Raw genomic sequence first — 23275 nt, forward strand, 5'->3', positions numbered from 1 at the left:
TCGCGAACTTAATTGTAATTTTTTGTGAGTGTCTTTGTTTTCGGCGACTTACGATGACTTTTATTCTGCGTTCTTTTTTTCGTCTTGTTCCAGCCACTTTCGAATGAGGGAGGCAATACGTTTGTGACTATCCTCGCTCATCGTCATAAGAAATTTTCCATTCTTTGCTTTATAGCCGGTTTTTCCATGGCCCTTTTTCATTAGTCGCAAAAACGGTGAGGGCTTATTTTCGCGCGATGAAATTTTTTTCATAAAGTGCCGTTCTTATTTCTTAATCACACAAAGTAGGCAAAACAATGACACACATTTACCAACAAATCATAGCCCGACTGCAAGTGGCAGATGGCATTCCTTTACTTTTATTGCGCTTGTATTTAGCACCAGTGATGATACAGGCTGGCTGGAATAAAGCATCCAGTTTCGACAGTATTGTAGATTGGTTTGGTAACGATGATTATGGGCTTGGTTTACCAATGCCTTTTGTAATGGCGTTCTTAGCTACAGCCGCAGAACTCGTGGGCGGTGTTCTATTGTTATTGGGTGCATTGACCCGCTTGGTGAGTATTCCATTAATGGTAACCATGATAGTCGCTATGGTGAGTGTTCACGCTAAGAATGGATGGCTCGCTATTGCTGATGCGTCTTCATGGTTGGCCGACGGTACAATCTTACTGAATGAAAACATTATGGCTGCGCCAGAAAAGCTTGCGGCAGCTAAATCATTGTTACAAGAGTATGGCCATTATGACTGGCTTACATCCAGCGGTAACTTTGTGGTACTTAACAACGGCATCGAATTCGCTGCGACCTATTTTATTATGCTTTTAGTTTTGTTTATCTATGGTGGTGGACGCTTCTTTAGTGTCGATTACTATATGAATAAAGCCATGCGTTCTAAAAGTAATTAGGGACGCTCCATTTCCTGTACAAAAGGCCGGAATTTTCTGGTCTTTTTCGTTTATGAACCGTAGGATCTAGCAATCAGGTTAGGTAAATTATTGTTGTTGGCACGCTTTTCTCGATTATGAAAATCGAAGCGTGATAACAGCAACGCGAAAAAATAAAGTAGGGACGTAAATGGACGCATTAACATTGTTACTCAACAGAAGTTCTCAGCCTCGATTGGAAGCGCCAGCACCTAGTGGAGATGCCTTAGAGAATATTATGCAGGCTGCACTACGTGCCCCAGACCATGCTTGTCTTACTCCGTGGCGTTTTATCGTGTGCACAGGAAAAGGGCTGGATAAGCTAGGTGCACTCTATGAGCAATCCGCTATTGAAAATGAAAAGTCGCAGAAAGAAATTGAACGTGCCGTGCAGCTTCCTCACCGCGCACCTATGGTTATCGTAGCCATCGCAAAGCATGTGGAACATGAAAAGGTACCGCGTGTTGAGCAGATAGCGTCGGCAAGCTGTGGCGTTATGGCGATGCAAATGGCAGCAGTAGCACAAGGGTTTAACGGCATGTGGCGCACCGGAGGCTACGCACACTGTGAGACGGTAAGAAACGGATTAGGTTTAAGTGAAGAAGACGAGCTGGTAGGTTTCTTATATTTAGGAACACCAGCGTTTGAGCCTGCACCTAAACCGCAAAGAAATAGTAACGACTACTTTGAATTCTGGCAGTAGTTGATACCTATTCGAATAAACTGCCGCATTAGATAGCTAGCTGCGGGTAATAAGGGTCTTATTTTTATAAGTAAACTAAAATAAGACCCTAACATTTAACCTAGAAAGATAGGTCTACATTATAACCAGCGAACTTCCTGATATTAATAACGCGATCGCCATCTAGCATCCAGTATTGCCCTTTGATACCTTGCAATACACCAGTAAATGACGGTGTCTTATCTAAGTTTAAAGATTTTATCTTTACCGGATAATCTTCAACAGGGTAATGAATATCATGGATAGGCGTAGTCACTTCTGATACTGCTTGAAGCCCTTTTTCTTGCTTCAGCGCTTCTAGCTCACTTTCAATTTTACCCATTAATTCGGTTTTGACCTGTTCTAAATCAACCTCGTCAGGTTTGCCCTTTAACATTGTTCGCCAATTGGTTTTATCTGCAATGTGATCTTTGCATAACGTTTCAACCAAACCACTGGTAAGCCTGTCAGGAACTCGCAGCATTACGGTAGCTTGCGTAGCTCCTTGATCCATCCACCGCGTAGACACGCCTTCGGTGACTTGACGAGTGATGCCCACTTTTACCGTACCTGTGTTAGCCAAATAAACAAAATGCTCACTAAAGCAATGTTCTTCACCCCACTGAGGTTCTCTGCACGTCCCTTCGTGGTAATGGCACTTTTCTGGTTTGATAATACAGCTATCGCATTGTGCCAGCGATATCAAACACGGGTAGCAGTATCCTTGGTTGAAGCTTTTTTTGGTTTTGCGGTTGCAGTGAACACAGTTGATTTCACCAGAGTAGGTTACCGTTACTTCCTTGCCGATAAGAGAATTGATATCTACCAACTCATCACCAATTGGAAGCGAGTAGTGCACGGTATTGTTTTCATCGGCGGAGGTACGCATTTTTTTAAGCATACCCGAATATGTTGTTGTCACTTGTTGAAACCTTTTTCTTAAAAACTTTATTTGTAACGCTGTTAGTCGCTTAATTCGCCGCGCAAGTTTTGCGTTAATAGATGGCTTATTTCCTCAAAAGGAAGCCCTTTACTTAATAAGTAGTGCAGTTTCGCGAGGGCAGCCTCGGGCGTCATATCGCTACCCGATAAAACTCCTACTTCTTGTAGGCCATGGCCGGTGGCATAGCCACCCATGTTTACGCGACCGCGCATACACTGGGTACAATTCAAAACAGGAATTTCTCTGGCTTTTGCGTATTTTAACTGTGCAATAAGCTCAGGGTTCTGAGGTGCATTGCCCACACCATAGCTCAGTAAAATCAGTGCATTCACCGGCTGCTGCAGCGTGTTTTTTATGACCTCCGGCGCAATACCTGGATACAAACTAACCATGCCGATCGGTTGGGCTTTGACGTTCGATACCGTTAAGGTGTTATTTGGTGTCTTCGCTAATTCACCGGCTTTCAGACGAATGTTAATGCCAGCTTCTAACAGTGGAGGAAAGTTAGGGGAGTCAAAGGCACTGAACCCATCTGCATCTACTTTACGGCTGCGGTTGCCACGAAGTAGTCTGTTGTTGAAGAACAGTCCGACTTCGGCAATGGGGAAGTTCGCGGCAACGTATAACGCGTTTAGAAGGTTGACTTGACCATCTGAGCGAAGCTCTGCCAGTGGAATTTGAGAACCGGTAACAATGACAGGTTTTGACAAATCCTCAAGCATGAAACTCAACGCCGAGGCGGTGTATGCCATGGTGTCTGTACCGTGCAAAATAATGAAGCCATCGTACTTGTCGTAGTTGTCGGCGATATCATCGGCAATACGCTGCCAGTCAGACGGATCCATGTCTGATGAATCGATAAGGTTATCGTATTCATGTAGTGTAAAAAGGGGCATTTCAGAACGGTGAAACTCCGGCATCTGTTTCAGTGTGTCTGACAAGAAGCCTGCAGCGGGTACGTAGCCTTGCTTAGACGGCTTCATACCAATAGTTCCACCTGTATAGGCAATATATATATGTTTGCGCATGAAATGACCTTACCCTTAATTTGGGAATACTTTTCAAAAGGGGATAGCGTAATTTGACGGGCATTCTAACAATACCCACGGGTTTGTCACCCTGAAATACGAAGGCACAAAAAAGCGGTGAAGATCACCGCTTTTATTCTGTATCAACTTTTTAGCAACGTTAGGCTGAGCCCTATGCTGAAGTTCGGTACTACTTAACTTCTTTACCCGCTGCTTGTTGGTCTGCATGGTAGCTCGAGCGGACCATAGGGCCACATGCTGCATGCGTGAAGCCAATTTCTTTTGCGTAGTCACCAAGGGCGTCGAATTCCTTAGGGTGTACGTAGCGCTTAACCGGGTAGTGGTGGCGGCTTGGCTGAAGGTATTGACCCAATGTAAGCATGTCCACATTGTGAGCGCGCAGATCATTAAGTACGCCTTGAATTTCTTCGTTCTCTTCGCCCATACCCATCATCAGACCAGATTTGGTCATCACGTCAGGGTGTTGCGCTTTAAACTTCTTAAGCAAATCCAACGACCATTGGTAATTCGCGCCAGGGCGACATTCACGGTATAAACGCGGGATCGTCTCTAAGTTGTGGTTAAACACATCAGGCACGCCGTTTTTGAAAATCTCAAGTGCACGATCCATACGTCCACGAAAATCGGGTACTAATACTTCGATTGTCGTTGTTGGACTGTGTTCGCGAATGGCGTTAATACAATCTACGAAATGCTGAGCGCCACCGTCGCGAAGGTCATCGCGGTCAACAGAAGTAATAACCACATAGCGCAAATTCATTTCTGCAATGGTTTTAGCCAGCTTCTCAGGCTCTTCTGCGCTCGGAGGCAGTGGTTTACCGTGGGCTACGTCACAGAAAGGACAACGACGGGTACAAATATCACCAAGAATCATAAAGGTGGCTGTACCGTGGTTAAAACACTCGGCAAGGTTAGGACAACTCGCTTCTTCACACACAGAGTGAAGATTGTTTTTGCGAAGTGTCTGTTTGATGTGATCAATTTTCTCGGTAGTACGAGGAAGCTTGATTTTAATCCACTCCGGCTTGCGCAGCATTTCTTCCTTTTCAGTAGGAATAATAGTGACGGGAATGTGTTTTACTTTTTCATCATCACGGAGTTTTACCCCCGCTTGAGGTCGTGCATTACTCATCAAAACCTTCTTTGTATGTTGGCTGTGCAATGGAAAGCGCTTCTAGCAACAAATGCGTTAATTCATTACCAGCGGTCTCAAGCGTAGTTGGACCATTGAGGCGCGCGGTATCGATCATTTCCATACCGGCATAACCGCAAGGGTTAATACGCTGAAACGGTGATAGGTCCATATTAACATTTAAAGCTAAGCCATGAAACGAGCAGCCATTACGTATTCTTAAACCTAATGAACAAACTTTCTTCTCATCGACGTATACGCCAGGCGCATCGGGCTTTGGGTACGCGGTTACGCCATATTTTTCGAGTAGTCCGACCACCGCTTCTTCCATAGCAGTGACTAAATGACGAACACCCAGTTTTCTGCGCTTAATGTTTAGCATCAGATAAATAACTTGTTGCCCTGGACCGTGGTAGGTCACTTGGCCGCCCCGGTCAACCTGAACAACAGGAATGTCACCAGGCATAAGTATGTGTTCAGCTTTGCCCGCTTGTCCTTGCGTAAAGACAGCATCGTGCTCAACAAGCCAAATTTCATCCTGGGTGTTTTGGTCGCGTTCATCGGTGAAGCGCTTCATCGCCTCGAAGATAGGCTCATACGGCTGACGCCCTAACTGACGTACTATAACGCCGTTTGCGTCAGACGCTATCGACTGCTCATTCACTTAAAGTACAACCCTAACCAGCTCTAATTTGGCAAGTTCAGTGTAAATGGTTTCCATGTGCTCTTTGCTGGTTACACGCACACTGATAGAAACCGAGTGGTAAGTACCTTTACTACTTGGTTTTACGTTAGGCGAGTAATCACCTGGCGCGTGTTGCTGAAGGCAGCTCACTACCTGTTGAGGTAGGTCTTCATGAGCAACGCCCATGACTTTAAACGTTTGGTTTGTTGGAAAATCTAGTAATTCGTCGAAACGGGTATCCATGCGATATCCTTGGTACTTAAAATATCATATAAAAAAACGGCCAGATTGTAACAAATCTGGCCGCTTCACAACTAGCTTTTTAACGTATTCAGTAAAGGTGTTTACTCGTCGTCAAATCCTAGCTGAAGCATAATGTAGTCTTTCATGCGATTAAAGAAGCTGCCTTCTTTTACTTCTTGAAGGGTAACTAGGGGATAACTAGCCACATCTTCACCGTCTAGTTGTAGATAAAGTTTTCCAACAACCTGACCTTTTGCAAGTGGTGCTTCAAGCTTGTCATCAAGTTCGAAGTTAGCTTCTAAATTAGCCGCCTGACCGCGTGGAATAGTAATGGGGGTAGATTGATTAATTCCAAGGTCTACTGTCTCTCTATCACCCATATAGATGCGGTGAGCAACGAAACTATGACCGGCTTGGTATGGCGTAAGTGTCTCGTAAAAACGGAAGCCATACTTAAGTAGCTTTTTGTTTTCAACTTTACGTGCACGTTCGCTATCAGTCCCCATAACTACAGAGATTAGACGCATACCGCCTTGCTCTGCAGAAGTGATTAGGCTGTAGCCCGCATCAGACGTGTGGCCAGTTTTAATGCCATCAACGTTTAAGCTTTTGTCCCACAACAGGCTATTGCGGTTGTATTGCTTAATGCCGTTGTAGGTGAATTCCTTCTCGCTATAAATCTTGTACATTTCTGGCGTTTCTGCGATAAGCGCGCGAGACAGAATCGCCATGTCACGAGGGGTAGTGTAGTGGTCAGGGTCGTGAAGACCGTGAGCATTAACCCAGTGAGAACCACTCATGCCAAGTGATGCCGTGTGTGCATTCATCATGCTGGCAAAAGCAGATTCTGAACCTGCTACGTGTTCTGCCATAGCAACACAGGCGTCGTTACCTGACTGCACAACAATGCCACGCAGTAAGTCACGTACTGAAACTTGTGTACCTACTTCAATAAACATTTTTGACGAGTCAGGGAATTTCTTCGCCCATGCGTTTTCCGAGATAGTCACTTCGTCGTCTAAGCTGATGTTACCGGCCTGTAATTCTTTGCCAATAACATAAATAGTCATTATTTTCGTTAAGCTCGCAGGAGCAAGCTGCATGTCCGCATTTTTAGATGCAATCACATGACCCGTTTCAAAGTCGGTTAGAAGAAAACCTTCTGCGGCAACTGAAGGAGCAGGCGGAGTGACTACGGCAGCATTTGCTGTGTGTAGTAAAGTGCCTATCACCAAAAAGGCAAATGAAAGTAATGACGGTTTAGCGCGTTGAATTATTCTGAGCATGGTTCTAATTTCTTTGACCGTTTTATCCGTGTGAGTTAAAGCTTACCCTATTGTTGCGATGACCGCGAAACGATGACCGCAAAACATGGCTACCCAATTTTAGCTTTTGTCCAGTTCGTAACCGAATTCTGTTGTTTCACCTACTTATTAGCTGAGGTGACGAGAGATCTTAACGAAAGGCTGCTTATAAGACTAGGTTTTATCAAAAAAGTTTACGCGATTGTAGGTATTAGGCGAAGAAACCGTGATATTGCCTGCTGAATGACACAATGCTGCCACAATGTCGTTGTTTTTATGAGCGTGCGACAACCCAACTAACTACATGGTCTGCGTAATCGCGTAAGCGTTGGGATAGCCATTTTGCTTTAATTGTTCAAGAACCTCCGCGACGACTGCTTCATCGTGGATAGGGCCTAACTGTAGTTTATAAATGTTATCTGCTACTGGCAGGTGAGCGGGAATTTGATATAACGCCGATAGCACGTTAGAGATAGATTTTGCTTTCTCGGCGTTTGAAAGCGCAGCAACTTGAATATAAATCGCATCACTTACCGCGTTGCTACTTTTCTCACTGCTGCTTGTGTTGGTATCCGCGGTGTTCGAAGAGGGGGCTAATGGCGGGGTGGGTGAAGTTGCTGCCAAGGCCGGTGCGGGTACTACCGCAATACCCAAGTATTCATCGTAAGTAACGGTTGGACTGTTTCCCACCGTCACATTGTTTTGTTCGTCAAAGTGGATAACTTCAAGTTTGACTCGCGCTGTGCCTTTGCTGTGGTAGCCTAGTTTTACTGCGGCTGCATACGACAAATCGATAATTCTATCATCGTGAAAAGGGCCGCGGTCGTTAACGCGGACGATCGCTTGTTTGTTATTTTCCAAGTTAGTAACACGCACGTAAGAGGGCAGTGGCAATGTTTTGTGAGCCGCGCTCATGGCAAACATATTGTAAGTTTCGCCATTTGAGGTTAAGTGACCGTGAAACTTCTGACCATACCAACTGGCATAGCCGACCTCTTCATAGCCTTTGCCACTATCCATTGGCGTGTAGTGCTTGCCCAGTACCTTGTAAGGCCTGCTGTTAAACATGCGGTAGGCTTCGTATTTTGGTACAGCATCAAGTGTTTCTGGTTTCTTGGCTACGTGCTTAGGCGCTGAGTCTTGCTTTTGGGTATAGCGACCAGATTGTGTAGGTGCACTTTGGCATCCCACTAATGCCAAAACTATAAAAACAGCTGAGCCATAGCGAAAGAACTGCCCGTTTGCCAGATTCTGGTTAACAAGACCCGCATTAACTAAACCCGCTTTTACAAAATCAAGTACCGAAAAAAGGCGCTGCAACATACAAGTTATCTAGACATTAAACGTTTCTGAGTGGCAATGGCCATAAGAATGCCAAAACCTGCCATTAAAGTCACCATAGATGTTCCTCCAAAGCTCACTAGAGGAAGGGGAACACCCACCACGGGAAGTAATCCGGACACCATGCCCATGTTTACAAATACATAAACAAAAAAGGTAAGGGTAATACTGCCACCAAGCAATTTTGCATAGGCGTCTTGTGCCCGGCTAGAAATTATAAGGCCGCGCATAATTATAAAAATGTATATTGCCATTAAACACATTACACCGGTAAGACCAAACTCTTCGCTGAATACTGAAAAGATAAAATCGGTGTGACGTTCGGGTAAAAACTCGAGTTGTGATTGCGTGCCTTGCAGCCAGCCTTTGCCGTCTACACCACCAGAACCAATGGCAATTTTAGATTGGATTATGTGGTAGCCAGAACCTAGTGGATCGCTTTCCGGGTTCAAAAAAGTAAGAACCCGCTGCTTTTGATAATCCTTCATTAAAAAAAACCACATCACAGGCGCAAACGCGCCAATGAGACCGCCCACTACTGAAATAAGACGCCAGCTCATACCTGCCAGGAATATGGCAAAGATACCTGAACTGGCGATGAGTAACGAGGTTCCTAAATCGGGCTGCTTTGCAATGAGAATGGTGGGCACGACCACCAAACCAAACCCAACGATAATGTGGGTCGTGCGTGGCGGCATAGTGAATTTACTGATATACCATGCAACCATCATAGGCACGGCAAGCTTCATCAGTTCAGAGGGCTGAAAACGGATAAAGCCCAGATCTAGCCAGCGCTGTGCGCCTTTGCCCATATCACCAAATAATAATACGGCAATTAGCATGAGCAGACCTGCACCATAGGCATAGGTTGAGAAAAACCTAAACACGCCCAAAGGGGCTTGGGCTAATCCGAACATAACGATAAAGCTAAATCCCAGCCTGATAAACTGGCGCTCCATTTGCTCCATATCCTGACCTGACGCCGAGTACAGAGTAAATAGTCCAACACAACTTAGCACGAGTAGCCCGACTAACAGCCAGCCATCGATGTGAATGCGCTGAAGAAAACTTATTTTATTAGGGTTTATGGTGGTTCTCTTCACTAGTTTGTCCCTAATTCATTATCAGTGTTTGCCGAGTCAGCTTCGGCAGTTTCAAAAACTCGGTCCCTGAAATAGAAATCCATGATTTGACGGGCGACGGGTGCTGCGTTCTTACTACCTCCGCCTACGTTTTCAAGAACCACGGTTACCGATATCTCTGGATCATTGAAAGGGGCAAAGCCAACATACATGGCATTGTCTCGAAGACGCTCATCAATTTTAGTAGCGTCATATTTTTCATTTTGGCCAACGGTAAACAACTGCGCTGTTCCTGTCTTACCCGCAGAGTCGTAAGGGGTATCTGCAAATGCATGACGCGCGCCGCCTTCTTCGCCACTCACAACATCGCGCATGGCGTTTAACACCACATCCAAATTGTTACGGTTCTTAATCTCTATAGGCCGCAGCGACTTAAGCGGGATAAGGTCGACAGAACTATCGGTGTTCATATAACCGCGAATGATTTGTGGAATATAGCGTTCCCCAGCATTGATCAGCGTGTTAACAGATGTATTTAACTGTACCGGCGTGGTGGTCCAATAGCTCTGTCCTATACCAACGGGGATGGTGTCACCAATATACCAAGGTTGATTAAAGCGAGCGCGTTTCCAGCCTCGGCTAGGCATGTTGGCATCTGACTCTTCGTAAAGATCGATACCCGTGAAATCTCCGAATCCGAATTCGTACATAGATTCACTGATTTTATCGATACCCAATTTATACGCTAGCTCGTAATAATAAGTATCGCACGACACTTCTATTGCTTTTGATACGTTAACTTTTCCATGTCCCCATCGACGCCAATCGCGCCACACGTGCGACACATTTGGCAATTGATAGCGACCTGTATCGTTAATGGTGTAGTCTTTGGTGATAATGCCTTCTTCTAGTCCAACAAAACCAAGGTGTGGTTTAATGGTAGAAGCGGGAGGGTATTGTCCTTGTGTCGCCCTGTTAATTAGCGGGCGGTCTGGCGAATTCAGTAGAGCAGAGTAATTCTTGCTGCTGATACCGTGCACGAATAAATTGGGGTCGTAACTAGGGTTAGAATAAAGTGCTAGTACGCCACCTGTTTTAACATCGGTAACCACTACAGCGCCGCGCATGCCTTCTATTATTCGCTGGGCTTCTAACTGAAGCTCTAAATCTAGGTTAAGTACGATATCTTTGCCCGGTGTTGGTGGCTCAACACTGAGTACACGAATAATTCGGCCTTGGTTGTTTACTTCGACCTGCTGATAACCCACTTTTCCATGAAGCAGCTCTTCGTGATATTTCTCTATGCCTAGCTTACCGATATCGTGGGTTGCGGCGTAATTATCTTCTTGGCCTGCTTCAACGAGTTTTTGTAAGTCTCGCTTGTTAATGCGTGCAACATAACCCAGTGCATGGGTAAGCGTTTCTTTATAAGGGTAATGACGAGCTAAACGCGCTTCAATTTGAACACCTGGAAACTTGTGTTTGCTGGCAGAGAACAGCGCTACTTCTTCTTCGCTTAGCTGAGTGCGAAGCGCAACGGGTTTAAATCTTCGCGTTCCTTTAAGCGTAGAGTGAAAGCGATCAATTTCATCGCTGGTGATGCTCATTAATTCGGTCAGATCTGCAAGGGTTTGTTCAATATCATCCACTTGCTCTGGAATAACTTCCAAACTGAAAACCGGACGGTTCTCAGCTAAAAGCACGCCGTTACGGTCATAAATGAGACCGCGGTTAGGCGCTACGGGCAGCACTTTAATTCGGTTACCGTTAGACCGGGTTTGATAATCTTCAAACTGGGTGACCTGCAAAGAATAGAGGTTGTTAAGTACAATGCCCAACATGGCCACAACAATAATAAAAGCAATGGTCGCTCGGCGCGCGAACAAGTTCGCTTCAGCGGAGTGGTCCCGTATTGCTTGACGTTTTCGTTGCATTGACTTCCTTTGCATTAATAAAGCGACCAATTACTCACGGTGATAAGGGTGATTTTGTGTCACCGACCACGCGCGGTATAAGCTTTCTGTAAGAATGATCCTAACAAGTGGATGGGGTAGAGTTAAGGCTGATAAGGACCACTTTTGTTCCGACGCAGCAATACATTCTGGTGCTAGCCCTTCTGGACCACCAATAAGCAGACTTACGTCGCGCCCGTCCATTTTCCAATTGTCGAGTTGTTTGGCAAGCGTGGGAGTGTCCCAAGGTTTACCCGTTACTTCTAACGTAACAATGCGATTTCCTTTGGGAATAGCGGCTAGCATTTGCTCGCCTTCTTTTTCCAAAATGCGCTTAATATCGGCGTTTTTGCCTCGTTTTCCGGCGGGTATTTCAGTAAAGGACACTGGCATGTCGCTAGGGAAACGACGAATAAACTCATCCACGCCTGTACTTACCCAGCTTGGCATTTTTGTTCCGACCGCGACGATTTGTATACGCACTTCTTTTACCCTTACCGCAGGAATTAGTATTTCACTTATACAATAAAGGCCATACGCATTTGAGTATGGCCTTTATTGACCGTGTTACTGCATGTTTATAGCAGGCGTTTACGCCACTACGACCACAGTTTCTCTAGCTGGTAGAAATCACGGGTTTCATCTTGCATAACGTGCAAAATAACATCACCAAAATCAACCAGAACCCATTCGCCGGTTTCCTTACCTTCCACGCTTCCAGGTGCGTGGCCCGCTTTCTTCGCTTCTACCATGACATTTTCTGCAATAGATGAAACGTGGCGCTTTGAGTTACCTGAACAAATGATCATGGTATCTGTAATACTTGATTTGCCGCGAACGTCTAGTTCAATAACATCACGGCCTTTCATATCGTCAATTTTGTCTTTAACAAACTGTTTGAGCTGTTGACTCTCCAAGAGTTTTCCTCACTTACTTAACTTTTATATAACTGATGTTCGTTTATGTAATCTAAAACGCTTTCTTCTAACCATAAGTTAGATAGGTCAGCATTTGAACTGTTTGGCGTACCCGATTTCTCGGACGTGGCAGCACTTGCTAGTACGTCACGAATTTCAGTAGATGAAACACTAAAAAGCGGTGTGTTGGTTAACACTACATGGCCTGCAGGCTTTGCGTGAATAACACTTTTATCGTTAGCCACATGACAATCTAACCAAGCTTGTATTGCGGGAGGAGGCGAAAATTTCTCATCGTCTCTGCGCATAACCACTAAGTGACAATAATCGAGCAGGTGTTCCCACTCGTACCATTTGTCCAGATTATACAGTGAATCTGCGCCAATGAAAAAACAGATTGTGTCATCGCTTTTCTCTTTAAGTGCACGCAGTGTTTTAACTGTATAAGAGGGTGACGGAAGCGTCAGTTCAATTAACTCTGGAATAAGTCTGTCATTGTTTTGGGCGCAAAGTTCAATCATTTTTACCCGATGGCTTTCTGACACACCTACTGACTTATGCGGAGCCAATTTACAAGGCATGAGATGAACGTGGTTTACGCCAATTTCATCTGCCGCTTTTAGTGCCGCACCAATATGGCCTTTATGCGGCGGATTAAACGTACCACCAAGAATGGCTTTCACCGTTGGATATGCTCGAGAAGCGCCGGAAAGACTCACTTAGACTTGCCCATTATGCCTGTAACAAAGGAATTTCGCGAAGGTCCATACCCATGAACATCATGCACAGGTGACACATTTCAACGTAAGGGCGGGCAATGACATTTTGTTTGAATGCATGATCTGACTGAGTCAACGCTTTTTGGATGTCTTCTAGCTGCGCGACGCTCAAACGATTCAAGGCACTTTGATAAAAACCTTGTCTATTACGCCAAATACCGAATTTTTGCCACTGAATGGGGGCACCGCTTTGCTGCGCTAGTTTTAGTTTCCATAACTGTTCCCACTCTCGAATCAGCGCCCAAATAATGATGTTAGGCTCCAGACCCTCACTCTCTAATCGGTATAGCATTTTTATGCAGCGGGTACTGTCGCCGCTAAGCATAACGTCAACTAGTTGAAACACGTTGAAACGCGACTGATCGACCATCGCCTTTTCAATTTGTTCGTCTGAAATAGACTGGTGTGGATAGAGTAGGGCGAGCTTATCAATTTCTTGCTTAGCAGCAAGCATGTTGCCTTCGCAGAAATCAGCAATCATCTTAGCACCCGACGCTGATACGGAGAGTTGGTGGGCATTTAACTGCTGGTTTAGCCATGCATTGAGCTGCTTGCCTTCCAACGGGTAACACAATACCGACGCGCCCAAATCATCAAGCACTTTAAACCATTTGCCGCGCTGCACGTCTTTGCCAATTTTGGGGCCGTGAACCAGCAACAAAATATCGGGGTTTAATGATGCCGCGACTTCTTGCAGCATTTTACTGCCTTCAGTGCCCGGTTTTCCCGTAGGCAGCTCTAGTTCAATAAACTGTTGGCTTGAGAAAAGCGACATGCTTTGCGTGGCTTCAATCAACTGATTCCAGTTAAAGCCCGTTTCAGCAACAAGTACTGTACGTTCTTCAAAGCCATTGGCTTTTGCTTTAGCGCGTATTTGCTCAATGACATCAAACTTCTGCTGGGGTTCATCTCCAAACACCAGATAGCACGGGCGAAGTGCCTTGGTGATATCTTGGCTAAATTGGTTTGGATAAATCTGCATGAAAAATTCTGATGTTTACTGACTAACGGAAGTTGATGCATTTGGTGCAGCGGCTGCCTGACTGGAAAGGCGTCTGATCATGATATCAGCGGCTTCATCGCGCATTTCACTTAGCATCAATTCAAGTTCGCGAGACTTTGCCAACACTTGGTCAGGGTCGTCTTGATAGTCACGTACTACTTCAAATTGCACCATTACCGCTTCCTTACCAGGAAACTGCACGCGGTAACGCACAACATATATCAGTTCATATTCAGCAACTTGACCCGAAGGATAAACCGACAGCAGCTGACGTTCTAATTTCTCTGGAAGCAAATAGATGTTTACGTTTTGGTTAGAGCGCGATGTTTTATCTACGCTAACACTGGATAAACCGTAAACGTTTAAGCGTTTATCAAGCGCACGCGCCAAGGGCGCGTGTGCTCGGGCACTTTCAATAGCAACGGTGTTTATGTCGTCAGGTAAGCTAGGGCTACTTCGCAAATGAAAGCCACAGCCAGTAACCAATACGGTTCCCAACACAGCGACTGCGAATTGTAAGTGCTTTTTCATCAGTATCTGACCTAGTTAGCTACAATGTTTACAAGCTTGCCAGGCACAACAATCACTTTACGAATGGTCTTACCTTCGATGAATTGCTGAACGTTAGGCTGTTCTTTCGCAGATGCTTCAATGCTCTCTTTGCTTGCATCAGCAGCAATTGTCATCTTAGCGCGCACCTTACCGTTAACCTGAACAATGATAAGCTTCTCGTCTTCAACCAATGCGGCTTTATCAGCCTGTGGCCATGGCGCTAAATCGATATCTTCACTGTGACCCAACACTTTCCATAGCTCGTGAGCGATGTGCGGCGTAATAGGGTTTAGAAGCAACAAGATAGATTCACAGGCTTCGCGCATAATTGCGATGTCCTGCGCGTTTTCTTGTGGTGCTTTTTGAAGGTGGTTTAACAATTCCATCACCGCTGCAACCGCAGTGTTAAAGGTTTGACGACGGCCTAAGTCATCAGACACCTTTTCAATGGTCTTATGTACTTCACGGCGAAGTGCCTGTTGGTCTTTCGACAGTGCCTTAACATCAATCGCTTCTGGCGTGCCTTTTTCAACGTGTTCGGTCACTAATTTCCAGATACGACGTAAGAAACGGTTTGCACCTTCAACACCAGAGTCTACCCACTCAAGGGTTTGCTCCGGTGGCGCAGCAAACATGGTAAATAAACGCACCGTATCGGCACCGTATTGGTCAATAACTTCTTGCGGGTCGATACCGTTATTCTTCGACTTAGACATTTTCGTCATACCGCCGTGAATAACTTCTTCACCGTCAGCGGTTAGCCATGCTTTAACAATACGGCCTTTGTCGTCTTTTTCAGTGCTTACTTCGGTAGGCGAGAACCAGGTTTTCTTACCCGACGCGTCTTCACGATAGTACGAGTCGGCTAATACCATACCTTGACACAGCAAACGCTTGAACGGCTCATCAGAGTTTACCAAGCCTTCATCGCGTAACAACTTGTGGAAGAAACGCGAGTAAAGTAAGTGCAAGATAGCGTGCTCGATACCACCAATGTACTGATCTACTGGTAACCAGTAGTTAGCTGATGTTGGATCAAGCATGGCGTCGTTGTTAGTAGCACAGGCATAGCGCGCGTAGTACCACGATGACTCCATAAAGGTGTCGAAGGTATCCGTTTCACGTAACGCGGCTTCGCCATTGTATGTGGTTTTTGCCCACTCAGGGTCAGCTTTAATTGGCGAGGTAACGCCATTCATTTCTACGTCTTCAGGCAAAACAACCGGTAGTTGGTCAGCAGGAACCGGAACAGATTCACCGTTTTCCAAATTTAGCATTGGAATAGGTGCGCCCCAGTAGCGCTGACGGCTTACGCCCCAGTCACGAAGACGGTAATTTACTTTGCGCTTTCCACAGCCTTTGCTTTCAAGTTCATCAGCAATACCATTAAATGCGGCATCGAACTCAAGACCGTCGAACTTATCTGAATTGATCAAGCTACCTTTTTCAGTAAATGCAGAGGCGGTAAGGTCGCACTTATCTTCATCACCTGCGTTTGGCGCAATGACTTGTTGAATAGGTAGGTTGTATTTAGTCGCAAATTCCCAATCGCGCTGGTCGTGGCCAGGAACAGCCATTACCGCGCCTGAACCGTAGTCCATCAACACGAAGTTAGCGACCCAAATTGGAAGCTTTTCACCGGTTAGTGGGTGAACAACCTCAAAACCCGTGGCGAAACCTTTCTTCTCCATGGTTGCTAATTCAGCTTCAGCAACTTTGGTGTTTTTACATTCGTCGATAAAGGCCGCTAAATCTGGGTTCGATTTTGCTGCGAATTCGGCAAGAGGGTGCTGCGCAGCCACTGCAACGTAAGTAACGCCGTAGAAGGTATCTGGGCGCGTGGTATATACCGTCAAATCGGCAATGTCGTTAACCGCTGACGCTAAATCGAAGGTAATTTCAACACCTTCAGAGCGGCCAATCCAGTTTGCCTGCATTGCGCGTACTTGGTCTGGCCATTCTTCAAGCTGTTCTAAGTCTTGTAAAAGTTCTTCGGCGTAGTCAGTAATTTTAATAAACCACTGAGGGATCTCTTTTTGCTCAACCAGCGCACCAGAGCGCCATCCGCGACCATCGATTACCTGCTCGTTAGCCAAAACAGTTTGGTCCACAGGGTCCCAGTTCACAGTAGAGTTTTTCTTGTAAACAAGACCTTTTTCGTAAAGGCGTGTGAAGAACCACTGTTCCCAGCGATAGTAATCTGATTTACATGTGGTTACTTCGCGATCCCAGTCGTAACCGAAACCCAACGAGCGAAGTTGGTTTTTCATGTAATCAATATTTGAGTATGTCCATTTCGCAGGTGCAGTGTTGTTGTTAATTGCTGCGTTTTCAGCCGGAAGACCAAAAGCATCCCAACCCATAGGCTGCAATACATTTTTACCCTGCATGCGCTGGAAACGGCTGATCACGTCACCAATGGTGTAGTTGCGCACGTGGCCCATGTGAAGTCGGCCACTAGGGTATGGGAACATAGACAGGCAGTAGAACTTTTCTTTTTCTACGTCGTCATTTGCTTTAAACGATTGGTTTTCTTCCCAGTATTGCTGAACGCGTTGTTCAATGTCTTTCGGATTGTACTGATTATCGGCCATGAAACTTAGGCTTCCGCATTAAAAGTTAAAACGTTTATGGGGCGGCATAAGGCGAGTTTGTAGCAACGCCAACTAACCGCACGTGGGATTCACCCACTTAACATACATATAGCCCAATAGAATAACCCAGCGCTAAGCCATGCCTCAATAGCTTAATACCGAACTTGGCAATATTTATTGTTGCTTGCTTGAAAAGTGAGCATTAATGACACAGTTTACGCCGATTGAACACCAGAACTCGCCCCATTTGCTCATCTTACTTTCTCTTGGCGCCATCTTATCTTGTCGATAAACAGGCCCCGGTGTCACATCTAATTATTGTCACTAAACGCGGTTAGCGCATTTAGTTGTTGCGCCTGCACTTTGTCGACTACTCGAACTAAATTGGCGGCGTCTTCGTTAGATGCTTTTTGGCCATTAAAGTGAATATTGCCTGAGGCGTGGTAGGTAAGGGTGACTTTAGTTTTCGGTATGCGACCGTCTTGTGTGTTTGCATCCGATGAAGTGCTCGATGCTATTGTGCTGAATTCCCATGTCAGTGCACCTGACATACCCATTTCTTGAAGCGGGCCTAAGCCACCTGTCATCACCACTTTTTTGTTCGGTTCAACATAGCTTACCTTCATATGCGCTGCACTCGCCGTGTCTGTCGTTTCACAGAAACAGCCACCAGCCTGCTCATCTATGCGCAAAGCACCTTTCCACCATGTGTGGTCTTTCGGCCACCACATATCCACATGTTGAATAAAATGAGAGTACACGACTTCAACTGGCGCATAGCTTTCACTCTCATTGGTGATAGAAAACCCTGAGTTATCTGCATAGTTTACGTTAGCAATACTCATTGAAGAAAATGCCGTACCCAGAAAAGTAGCAAGGAAAGCGGAGGTGAGCAGAAGGGGTGAGCGAGTTTTCAATTTTTTTGTCATTGTTATTACCCTGTTTTTGTTCATTGGTTATTGCGCGCGAAACCTGGTCTCGTCGCCAAAACGAATTTCGGTTTTTGTGTTTTCTAAGGTAATTGAAAGCAGCTTGCGTTGCTACCTACTTTAAAGCCTTACTGTTACAGGATTCTTCAGAGCTTTGTCTTGACCACATTGTCCTTACGGCTCTGACCTTGGCGCGCTTTTCTTATCGCTGTGATTTTAATGCTCTGATCCAAATTATGTGGCAGAAATAAATGCAGCGGTTAAATTGAAGTAAGTTCTTTCGTACTTAACTCCTTTTCGGCTTTAATTAAACGCTACACCTTGTGTCGCAAGTTATCAGTTCTAATGAAGGCCACAAAAAGCTCGTAGTGCTTGTCAATTCCTCTCTAAAATCATGAAGGTGGTTGTTTGTTGTGCAATTAGCGATGCAAAGCTGCCTTATTCAGGATAAGCGTTTGACACTAATGTTAATTAGGGTTTCACTTAAGTAAAGAAACAAAGATAGAACAGACATGTCTGTAGACAGTAAATTATATGCGTTAGATGTAGACGCGCTTTCACCTACCATAAATCGCCGAGCGATAAACAGTGCCTTAAAAGATGATGAAGCGCTAAATGCGACCTTCATTGGGCAAGAGCGCGCGCGTGAAGCACTTACGTTTGGGTTAGGTATTAACACCAAAGGCTACAACCTTTACGTGATGGGTGAGCCCGCTACGGGGCGCTTCACTCTAGTGAAGGATTACATTGAACGCCAAGTTGCCCAGCTACCGGCGCCTGATGATTGTTGTTATATCAACAATTTTGACGAAGAGCGCGAACCTGTTGCGCTAAAATTTCCTCCCGGTGGTGGAAAAGCATTCCACAAGGACATGGCTGCGCTTATTGACGATGTCTTAGACTCACTGCCCATTGCTTTTGATAACCCGGGATATCAGCGCCGTCGCGCGTCAATTTCCAGAGAATTCGAGCAAAAGTACGATGCGGCTATCGATGCGGTAGAGCGTTACGCACAAGCGAATGATGTTGCGCTGTACGAAGAGGGTGGCTCTATTACGTTTTCACCTATCGTTAACGGCAAGCCAATAAGTGACACAGAGTTTGCGTCCTTAACTGACGCACAGCGGGAAGGGTTTTATACTCTTATTGACGAACTAGAAAATAGGTTAAGCGAAGGTCTGTTAAGCCTGCCTACGTGGAAACGCGAAAACTCTGAGCGTCTGCGTGAGCTTGACAAAAAGACCGCAGAGCAGGGGATTAAGCCGCTGCTAAAAGTGCTTGAGCACAAATACGCGTCTGAGCTAGGGGTAATGAAGTACCTCAAGCAGCTTAAAACTGCATTGGTCAACGCTATCTTAGTCATTCACAGTGAAGAGCAGAAAGAAGAGAAGAGTGATGACTTCGACAAGAAGATATTTTTAGAAGAGCAATTTCTTCCTAACGTTTTGGTGTCGAATAAACTCGATGACGCAGCCCCTGTTATTTATGAGCCGAACCCTACTTATCAAAATTTGTTTGGCAAAATAGAGTACACCAACATTCACGGCAGCGTGTTTACCAACTATCGCATGATTCAGCCCGGTGCGCTCCATCGTGCAAATGGCGGTTATTTGTTGTTGGATGTCGACCAACTTATTGAACAACCTTTCGTGTGGGATACTCTTAAGCTTGCCATCAAGTCACAGCGCTTGCGCATGGACTTACCTCAGCAAGATGTGGGTATGGTGAACAACATTACGCTCAATCCACAGCCCATCGACTTAAATGTGAAAATCGTTCTGTTAGGTTCGCGTGATTTATACTACACGCTGCAAGATTACGATGACGAGTTTGATGAACTGTTTAGAGTGTTGGTGGATTTTGATTTGGAAATTCCCGTCACCAGACAGGCGCTTTTTGATTTCGTGGGCAAAGTACGTGCGCATCTTATTCAGTTAGGACTTAAAGGCATTACCGCTAACGCGATGTGCAGGCTAGTTGAGTACTCGTTAAGAATGGCTGAACACAAAGAAAAGCTATCTGCGCACTTCGCTGAAGTTATCGAGCTAGTTAATGAAGCCTATTATTTCTGTCAGAAATCTAATGCCGACACACTAGAACTTGATCATTTAAAAACCGCATTAAGTGCCAAGAAGCGTCGCACCGGCCGCGTCAGTCAAACACTATTAAACGATATTAAAGAAGGGCACGTGCTAATTGCCACTGAAGGAAAAGCGGTAGGCAAAGTAAACGGGTTAACGGTATTGGATATTGGTGACACTGCATTTGGTACGCCAGCACGCATTACGTCTACTGTATTTGCCGGCGCAAGTGGTGTCGTTGATATTGAGCGTGAGGTAGAGCTTGGACAGCCTATTCACTCAAAAGGCGTTATGTTGCTAAACGGCTACTTGGGCAACAAGTATGCCCAGCATTTCCCGTTAACCCTATCGGCAAATATAGCGCTAGAGCAGTCATACGGACATATTGATGGCGATAGTGCATCCCTTGGTGAACTGGTTGCGCTTATCTCTGCGTTGACTGAAATCCCTTGCTTACAAACCTTGGCTATCACGGGTTCCATAAACCAGTATGGTGAAGTGCAAGCGGTTGGCGGTGTGAACGAAAAGATAGAAGGTTTTTTCGACTTGTGTCAACACCGCGGCCTTACCGGTACGCAGGGCGTGATTATTCCTAAATCAAATGCGATTAATTTGGTATTAGATGCCACCGTTATCGACGCAGTGAAAAAAGGGCTGTTCCATATTTACACTGTAGAGACCGTTGATGATGCGCTATCTATTTTGATGGAACAGGAAGCGGGTAAAATAAGCAGCAAAGGTCGTTACCCCAAAAATTCAATCAACTACCATGCCGTAAACCGTCTATACAATATTGCGCTTATTGTTAATGGGGGCGATGGAGAATAGATAAAAACGAAGCGCGTACTTGCAGTGTCGAGACGCGCTTCTTGATTTTTGCATTAATCTTGGTTGGTGCGCTAATAAAGAAGCGCTTTTTCAATAGAACGCGCACACAGCCATTCAATGTTAAATGCAAGTACCAGAGCGCGCTAATCGCGGGTGCTGATGACCAGAGTTTCTGAAATTTTATCTTGGATCGCTTGTCGGTTAGGATCCCAGTAAATTTGCACAAATCCCAACAAGCCAGTTGCTAAACCCGCACCATAACCTCCATAACGACCAAAGCTCTCCCATAGCGACAGTCCAGAACCATCGAGTTTGAGCACTTGTATATTTAGCAGTCGTTTACCTGGAGTTTTTCCGTTAAACCAAGCGGTAAACACGCTGTAATAAAGCGCGGCCCAACCAAAGCCTAAGCCAAGCTCAGTAATTAACCCTTTGATCCACGCGACAATGCTGTATGTGTTTGCTGAGGGCTCTGAAGTTGCGTCATCGAAATCTGCTAGGTCACTTTCAATACCTTCAGCTTCCTGTAGGCGATTTTCATGCACACCTTTATTTACAAATTGCTCATTTACTCCAATATCATCATTCGCACCATTTTTCTCACCTGGGCGATTAGGCGAGTCGATCACGTTGCTGACAGTTGCATCGTCACGAAAGTAATTAGCCTCATTGGCAGCATCTAACGTAAGCAACACTGTCCAAAAGAGCATGAACGCTCCACCTATTCGAAGAAATGAACGCGTAGTTTTTTTATGGCTTTGATTGGCTACGTTGCGGCTAGCTTTATAAAACGTCACTGTAGCAATAATCGCCAAAAACAGTGCATCCAGTGAGCTCAGAATGGCGACAAATAGTAGGTCAATACACTGAGCCAACCCTCGTTGAAAAGGTGTAGCCAGACGCTTGCCCAACAGCGAGCTAGCAACGCCAAACGCATAGGGCGTGACTATATCCTTTGTTTCAACGGTTTCTAATTTATCTGCAGTATTATTTTCGACATCACTACTAATAGGTGGCGTATCAATATGTTGATGAGGGTGAGACATTTGCCGTCCACTGTGCTTAACCTAATTCCATAACACTACTTTACACAGTAAGGCGTATTATTTTAACTCTTTTATCTGAAGGGTAAGCACCTCACAAATACCCATGCAGGATACAGTGTAATCTCTTCAATAGTCGGAATATTTTTCTTTTTTGGCAAATAGATAATTTAAGTGTATTTCACTTAAGTTATTGATTTATATGTGCGGCATTGGGTTTGCATCAGAGATTATCGAATGGATAACAATGATGCCTTTAAGGAGGTTACGATGTTTAACTCAAAACGAACGATTACAGCAACTCTGGTTTCAGTCGCTATGATGGGCTCATCTGCTATGGCACAAGCTAACGTTGACGAGATGAAAACTGCGCAAATGCAAGCAGCTTCAGCGTCAGTGCAACCTGAGTCCAGAACATCTGAGTCTGGTGATACGTGGATTACGTTGACCGGTGAGGTGTCTGCTGTAGATTCAAAATTCTTTACGTTAGACTACGGTGACGGGAATATCTTTGTTGAGTTAAGAGACACCGACCTTGACAGTAATGCCTATGCAAAAATGAAAGGCGAAGAAGTCATGGTAACGGCGCGTCTTGATGATGGCATGTTTTCGAGCGAAAGGTTAGTTGCTCAGAGTGTGATTGTTGATGGTATGGATACTGTGTACTTAGCTGAGTCGGTTAATCAGGCTTCGGCAGATCTTTATTTAAGTACAGCAAGTAACATTGAGTTTGACGATGAAGAAATGGTGCTTGTAGGTACGGTCAAATCAATTGGCAAAGAAGCGTTACAAATTGACGTGGGCGATACCACCCTCACGGTAGAGCTTGATGAGTTAGAGGACGCACCTGTGGATGCGGATGGTTACCTAACGCTAATGAAAGGCGAGCGCGTACGCATCACCGGCGAACTAGAAGACGATTTCTTTAATCGTTTCACGGTAGAAGCTGATACGCTAATCAAAATGAAAAGTTAATTATTACTGATAGATAACGCTTTAAAAAAAACCGCCGAAATGAAGTGACCCCCATTAGTTGGACATTCCAATTATTGGGGGTCTTTTTATGTCAAAACACAATAGAGCGTTTAAAATAAAGCTCGCTCAGCTAGTCGAAGAGAAAAATTCTGAAGCTTTAGGTAGAAAGTACAGAGTAAGCGCTCGGCTTATTCGC

22 protein-coding genes are annotated in these 23275 nt (G+C 45.2%); 4 read left to right on the forward strand and 18 right to left on the reverse strand.

Annotation, left to right across the window (positions count from 1 at the left end; genetic code table 11):
- Window positions 1-60: 60 nt before the first annotated feature.
- Window positions 61-252, reverse strand: a complete 192-nt coding sequence (locus BZA03_RS04330; protein ID WP_014949340.1) for a hypothetical protein — start codon at window positions 250-252, stop codon at window positions 61-63.
- Window positions 253-296: 44 nt separating this feature from the next.
- On the opposite strand from BZA03_RS04330, the gene BZA03_RS04335 reads away from it, so the two are divergent.
- Window positions 297-908, forward strand: a complete 612-nt coding sequence (locus BZA03_RS04335) for a DoxX family protein (protein ID WP_110288060.1) — start codon at window positions 297-299, stop codon at window positions 906-908.
- A gap of 169 nt (window positions 909-1077) precedes the next feature.
- On the forward strand, window positions 1078-1629 hold the full coding sequence (locus BZA03_RS04340) for an NAD(P)H nitroreductase (RefSeq protein WP_014949342.1): 552 nt from the start codon (window positions 1078-1080) through the stop codon (window positions 1627-1629).
- A 100-nt stretch (window positions 1630-1729) separates the two neighbouring features.
- On the opposite strand, the gene BZA03_RS04345 is transcribed toward BZA03_RS04340, so the two are convergent.
- The 16 genes from BZA03_RS04345 to BZA03_RS04420 all read right to left on the reverse strand — a co-directional run bounded on the left by BZA03_RS04345 (window position 1730) and on the right by BZA03_RS04420 (window position 18152).
- Entirely contained in the window at window positions 1730-2569 is an 840-nt protein-coding gene (locus BZA03_RS04345) for a DUF2797 domain-containing protein (RefSeq protein WP_014976406.1), read from the reverse strand.
- A 41-nt stretch (window positions 2570-2610) separates the two neighbouring features.
- Window positions 2611-3618, reverse strand: coding sequence for an asparaginase (gene ansA / locus BZA03_RS04350; protein ID WP_110288061.1), 1008 nt, complete (start codon window positions 3616-3618; stop codon window positions 2611-2613).
- Window positions 3619-3808: 190 nt separating this feature from the next.
- Complete coding sequence (lipA, locus tag BZA03_RS04355) at window positions 3809-4771, reverse strand: lipoyl synthase (protein WP_110288062.1); 963 nt, start codon at window positions 4769-4771, stop codon at window positions 3809-3811.
- The gene (gene lipB, locus BZA03_RS04360; protein WP_014976409.1) at window positions 4764-5435 is read right to left on the reverse strand and encodes a lipoyl(octanoyl) transferase LipB; all 672 of its coding nucleotides are present in this window, start codon (window positions 5433-5435) and stop codon (window positions 4764-4766) included. Before lipB ends, lipA begins: the two co-directional genes overlap by 8 nt.
- A complete protein-coding gene (gene ybeD, locus BZA03_RS04365) occupies window positions 5436-5699 on the reverse strand; it encodes a DUF493 family protein YbeD (RefSeq protein WP_014949347.1) in 264 nt (87 codons plus the stop codon).
- Window positions 5700-5800: 101 nt separating this feature from the next.
- Entirely contained in the window at window positions 5801-6985 is a 1185-nt protein-coding gene (locus tag BZA03_RS04370) for a D-alanyl-D-alanine carboxypeptidase family protein (protein WP_014949348.1), read from the reverse strand.
- 318 nt (window positions 6986-7303) lie between these two features.
- Window positions 7304-8326: a septal ring lytic transglycosylase RlpA family protein gene (locus BZA03_RS04375; protein ID WP_110288063.1), complete on the reverse strand. Its 1023-nt coding sequence runs from the start codon at window positions 8324-8326 to the stop codon at window positions 7304-7306.
- 5 nt (window positions 8327-8331) lie between these two features.
- A complete protein-coding gene (gene rodA, locus BZA03_RS04380) occupies window positions 8332-9447 on the reverse strand; it encodes a rod shape-determining protein RodA (protein ID WP_039232696.1) in 1116 nt (371 codons plus the stop codon).
- Window positions 9447-11360 carry a penicillin-binding protein 2 gene (gene mrdA / locus BZA03_RS04385; protein ID WP_110288064.1) on the reverse strand — a complete coding sequence of 638 codons (1914 nt, stop codon included), beginning with the start codon at window positions 11358-11360 and terminating at the stop codon, window positions 9447-9449. The genes rodA and mrdA overlap by 1 nt, the downstream gene beginning before the upstream one ends.
- A 30-nt stretch (window positions 11361-11390) precedes the next feature.
- Window positions 11391-11861, reverse strand: coding sequence for a 23S rRNA (pseudouridine(1915)-N(3))-methyltransferase RlmH (rlmH, locus tag BZA03_RS04390; RefSeq protein WP_014949352.1), 471 nt, complete (start codon window positions 11859-11861; stop codon window positions 11391-11393).
- 116 nt (window positions 11862-11977) lie between these two features.
- Entirely contained in the window at window positions 11978-12295 is a 318-nt protein-coding gene (gene rsfS, locus BZA03_RS04395) for a ribosome silencing factor (protein WP_014949353.1), read from the reverse strand.
- A gap of 17 nt (window positions 12296-12312) precedes the next feature.
- Entirely contained in the window at window positions 12313-13014 is a 702-nt protein-coding gene (gene nadD, locus BZA03_RS04400; protein WP_232379148.1) for a nicotinate (nicotinamide) nucleotide adenylyltransferase, read from the reverse strand.
- A 13-nt stretch (window positions 13015-13027) separates the two neighbouring features.
- Window positions 13028-14056 carry a DNA polymerase III subunit delta gene (gene holA / locus BZA03_RS04405; protein WP_014949355.1) on the reverse strand — a complete coding sequence of 343 codons (1029 nt, stop codon included), beginning with the start codon at window positions 14054-14056 and terminating at the stop codon, window positions 13028-13030.
- Between the two features lie 15 nt (window positions 14057-14071).
- The gene (gene lptE, locus BZA03_RS04410; RefSeq protein WP_014976413.1) at window positions 14072-14608 is read right to left on the reverse strand and encodes an LPS assembly lipoprotein LptE; all 537 of its coding nucleotides are present in this window, start codon (window positions 14606-14608) and stop codon (window positions 14072-14074) included.
- Between the two features lie 11 nt (window positions 14609-14619).
- Window positions 14620-17223: a leucine--tRNA ligase gene (leuS, locus tag BZA03_RS04415; RefSeq protein WP_075176514.1), complete on the reverse strand. Its 2604-nt coding sequence runs from the start codon at window positions 17221-17223 to the stop codon at window positions 14620-14622.
- Between the two features lie 311 nt (window positions 17224-17534).
- Entirely contained in the window at window positions 17535-18152 is a 618-nt protein-coding gene (locus tag BZA03_RS04420) for a hypothetical protein (protein WP_110288065.1), read from the reverse strand.
- Window positions 18153-18664: 512 nt separating this feature from the next.
- Between BZA03_RS04420 and BZA03_RS04425 the strand changes: the two genes are divergently transcribed.
- A complete protein-coding gene (locus BZA03_RS04425; RefSeq protein ID WP_014976416.1) occupies window positions 18665-21061 on the forward strand; it encodes a Lon protease family protein in 2397 nt (798 codons plus the stop codon).
- Window positions 21062-21204: 143 nt separating this feature from the next.
- Here BZA03_RS04425 and BZA03_RS04430 read toward each other — a convergent pair whose 3' ends face one another.
- Entirely contained in the window at window positions 21205-22107 is a 903-nt protein-coding gene (locus BZA03_RS04430; RefSeq protein WP_110288066.1) for an RDD family protein, read from the reverse strand.
- A gap of 267 nt (window positions 22108-22374) precedes the next feature.
- Between BZA03_RS04430 and BZA03_RS04435 the strand changes: the two genes are divergently transcribed.
- Complete coding sequence (locus BZA03_RS04435; protein ID WP_039229438.1) at window positions 22375-23079, forward strand: hypothetical protein; 705 nt, start codon at window positions 22375-22377, stop codon at window positions 23077-23079.
- Window positions 23080-23275 lie beyond the last annotated feature (196 nt).

This window comes from Alteromonas sp. I10 (genome assembly GCF_003201515.1).
Lineage (GTDB): Bacteria > Pseudomonadota > Gammaproteobacteria > Enterobacterales > Alteromonadaceae > Alteromonas > Alteromonas macleodii.